Here is a 3,082-nt window from a genome sequence, read left to right on the forward strand (position 1 = left end):
ACGACCCCAAGCCCTTCGTCTGGACGAAAACCGCAGACGAAATCTTCGAACGCCTCGCCGGATATCTGAACCGAATCAACGACTCAGGACACTAGACGGCATGGCCCTTTCTGGTCGTCACGAGGTGATCGTCGTCGACATGCAACCTCATGACAAACTCTTTTGGCGCATCGTCCCCATGGATCGAATACCGCGAAGGACAACCTGACCGCTCCCGCCGTACTACCGAGGCCACCTCTCTCCAGAGGGTGCATCGAGCTGAGCGTTCGACCTGCCGGGCAGTGCCTACCAGGTGCTCAGCTGTGGGTCAGTGGAACCAGACGACAAGCCGTACGTTCTCGGCTCCGTGGACCTCGCTGAGGATGCGCATGACGCTCCAGACCCGGCCCCAGTCGGTGTCGTTCCCTGCGGCTGAGGCGCGCGTTCGGGTCCCTGAGGTGTCGGTCTCCTGCCAGTCCACGGTGCTCAGCTCGGCCCAGGTCAGCCACGTGGTCCCGTGCACATCGCGGGGCCCGCCGTAGCCTGCGAACCCACCTCGCAGCCCATCCGAGGCGTCATCCGGAAAGCCGCGGCCTTCCGCCAGGGGACGGAAGCCGAAGGAGTTTCGGACTCCAAAGAGGCAAGCCAGCCCGTCGTAGGCGTTGCCCCTGTTGAGGAGGAAGAGATCGATGGCGACCTCCCACACGGAGTCTTCGTCGTCGGGGCCCCACAGACGGGCCCCAGGCCGGCATTCGATCATTCCGCTGATATCGGTCGACATGGAGCGATCCTGCCTGTGCAGGTCAGGGGACGGCATCTCCATTTACCGCGCTCACGGGTGACACTCGCACTCCCGAGCCTCTGATGGGCGTCACGCCGTCGAACTGCAGGCCCACCCGGTCGATCAGGCCAGGTGCGGGAGGGACAGCCGCATGCGGATGCCGTGGTCCAGCGGCTCGGCCGTGATGGTGCCGCCGTGGGTCTCGGCGACCTGCTTGACGATGGCGAGCCCGAGTCCGGACCCGGGGAGGGAGCGGGCGGTTGGCGAGCGGTAGAACCGGTCGAACACGAAGGGCAGGTCGTCCGCCGGGATGCCGGGGCCCTGGTCGGTGACCGTGACGGTGCCGTCGCGGGACACCTCAATCAGCACGTCGCCGCCGTCCGGGCTCCACTTGACGGCGTTGTCGACGAGGTTGCCGACGGCGCGTTCCAACGCTTCGGGGTCGGCATGCACCAGACACTCGGTCAGCTCCGTGCGCAGCGACGCCCGGGGGCTGCGCCGGGCCGTACGGGCCACGACCCGCTCGGTGAGGAGATCGAGGCGGGTGTCCTCGGTGTGGGCGTCCTGCTGCCCGTAACGGGCGAGCTCCACCAGGTCGTTGAGCAGGTCCCGGAGTTCCTGGGCCTGCGTGCGAGCCTGTTCGACCAGGGCGGGGGCCTGCGGGTCGGCCAGGCCGGGGCTCTCGCTGAGCAGTTCCAGATTGGTGGTGATGCTCGTGAGAGGAGTGCGCAGTTCGTGCGACGCGTCGGCGACGAGCCGTCGCTGGGCCCTCACCGATTCCTCCACTGCCGCCATCATCGCGGTGAAGGAGCGTGCGAGCCGGGCAATCTCGTCGCGGCCCCGCACGTCGATGCGCGCCGTCAGATCCTGCGTTGCCGTGACGTGCTCGACCGTCTCGGTGAGCCGCCGTACCGGGCGCAGTACCCGGCCGGCCAGCAGCCGGGCGCCGAAGGCGGCCAGTAGGGTCCCGCCCGCAGTGATCACGGCGAGCAGGGCGGTGAGCCGGTCCAGGGTGGAGCCGACGACCGACTGACGGATGGCGGCCCGGACCAGCGCGCCGTCCCAGTCGGTGAGCGGCGCGGTGTACACCCGGTAGCTCACCCCCTCGAACTCCGCGTCCTGGAAGTACGCCGGCGCCTTGCCCAGGGCGACCTGGACGTCGTGCTTGGTGACGGGAATGAAGCCGCCACCCGGGCCGGGGGCGACCGGTGGGACCATGAACTGCAACTGCGTGGAGCCGACGGTGACCGGTGAGGTCGGCACCGTCAGACGTGTGCCTTCCCGTTCCATCTGCTGGACCTTGAACTTGAATTCCTTCAGCAACTGCGAGGCGTCCCGGTCGGCGGCGGACACCAGCACGTCGTCACTCTGCCGGTGCAGTCCGGCGCTCAGCGAGGGATAGATGATCAGCGAGGCCAGCACCAGGGCCGCGCAGACCACGGCACCACCGGCCAGCGCGACCCGGTTGCGCAGGGTCACGGCTCCTCCCGCAGCACATAACCCAGTCCCCGCACGGTCTGCAGCAGCCGCGGCTCACCACCGGCCTCCAACTTGCCGCGCAGATAACTGATGTAGACCCACAGCGCATTGGACGAGGGGCCGAAGTCGTACCCCCACACCGCCTCGAAGATCAGCGAACGGCTCAGCACTCGTCGCGGGTTACGCAAGAACAGCTCCAGCAGGGCGTACTCGGTACGGGTGAGTTCCAGCGTCCGCCCACCGCGGCGTGCCCGGCAGGCAGCGGCATCCAGCTCCAGATCGGCGAAGCGGATCACCTCCTCCTGTGCGGCACCGCTGCGCCGCAGCAGGGCCCGGATCCGGGCCCTGAGCTCGTCCAGGGCGAACGGCTTGACCAGATAGTCGTCGGCGCCCGCGTCCAGCCCGGCCACCCGGTCCTCCACCAGGTCCCGCGCGGTCAGCATCAGGATCGGCACGCGATCGCCCCGGGCCCGGATCCGGCGGCACACCTCCAGGCCATTGGGCTCCGGCATCAGCACATCGAGGACGACGGCATCAGGCCGGCTACCGCCGAGCGCCTCCAAAGCCGCCACTCCGTCGGCCGCCTCGGCGACCTCGTGGCCGTCCCGGGCCAGAGCCCGGGCCAGCGCGAGGCGCACCGCGTCGTCATCGTCCACCACCAGCACACGCATGACCGCATCGTCCTGTCCGGTAGGTCAACAACGGATAAGGACGGCCGGCCCGGACTGCCCCGGACCGGCCGCCCGGCCTAGGACTTGTCCGCCCGATCATGTGACTACTCGCCGTCCAGGTCGTTGATGTGGACATGGGGCGGGGTGATCTGACAGACGCAGAGTGGGAACG

At 68.6% G+C, this 3,082-nt stretch carries 3 protein-coding genes; all 3 read right to left on the reverse strand.

Features of this window, described 5'->3' with window-relative positions; genetic code table 11:
- Nucleotides 1-307 precede the first annotated feature (307 nt).
- The 3 genes from ABZ312_RS44960 to ABZ312_RS44970 all read right to left on the reverse strand — a co-directional run bounded on the left by ABZ312_RS44960 (nt 308) and on the right by ABZ312_RS44970 (nt 2,910).
- Nucleotides 308-760 carry a hypothetical protein gene (locus tag ABZ312_RS44960; RefSeq protein ID WP_500326138.1) on the reverse strand — a complete coding sequence of 151 codons (453 nt, stop codon included), beginning with the start codon at nt 758-760 and terminating at the stop codon, nt 308-310.
- Nucleotides 761-883: 123 nt separating this feature from the next.
- On the reverse strand, nt 884-2,239 hold the full coding sequence (locus ABZ312_RS44965) for a HAMP domain-containing sensor histidine kinase (RefSeq protein ID WP_500440217.1): 1,356 nt from the start codon (nt 2,237-2,239) through the stop codon (nt 884-886).
- The gene (locus tag ABZ312_RS44970) at nt 2,236-2,910 is read right to left on the reverse strand and encodes a response regulator transcription factor (RefSeq protein WP_500326134.1); all 675 of its coding nucleotides are present in this window, start codon (nt 2,908-2,910) and stop codon (nt 2,236-2,238) included. Before ABZ312_RS44970 ends, ABZ312_RS44965 begins: the two co-directional genes overlap by 4 nt.
- Between the last annotated feature and the right edge of the window lie 172 nt (nt 2,911-3,082).

This window comes from Streptomyces sp. NPDC006207 (assembly GCF_040613835.1).
Taxonomy (GTDB): domain Bacteria; phylum Actinomycetota; class Actinomycetes; order Streptomycetales; family Streptomycetaceae; genus Actinacidiphila.

What these genes read in the sequence shown, in the direction of transcription:
- ABZ312_RS44960 (WP_500326138.1), bottom strand. Translation starts at nt 760, where the DNA reads ATGTCGACCGATATCAGCGGAATGATCGAATGCCGGCCTGGGGCCCGT.
- ABZ312_RS44970 (WP_500326134.1), bottom strand. Translation starts at nt 2,910, where the DNA reads ATGCGTGTGCTGGTGGTGGACGATGACGACGCGGTGCGCCTCGCGCTG.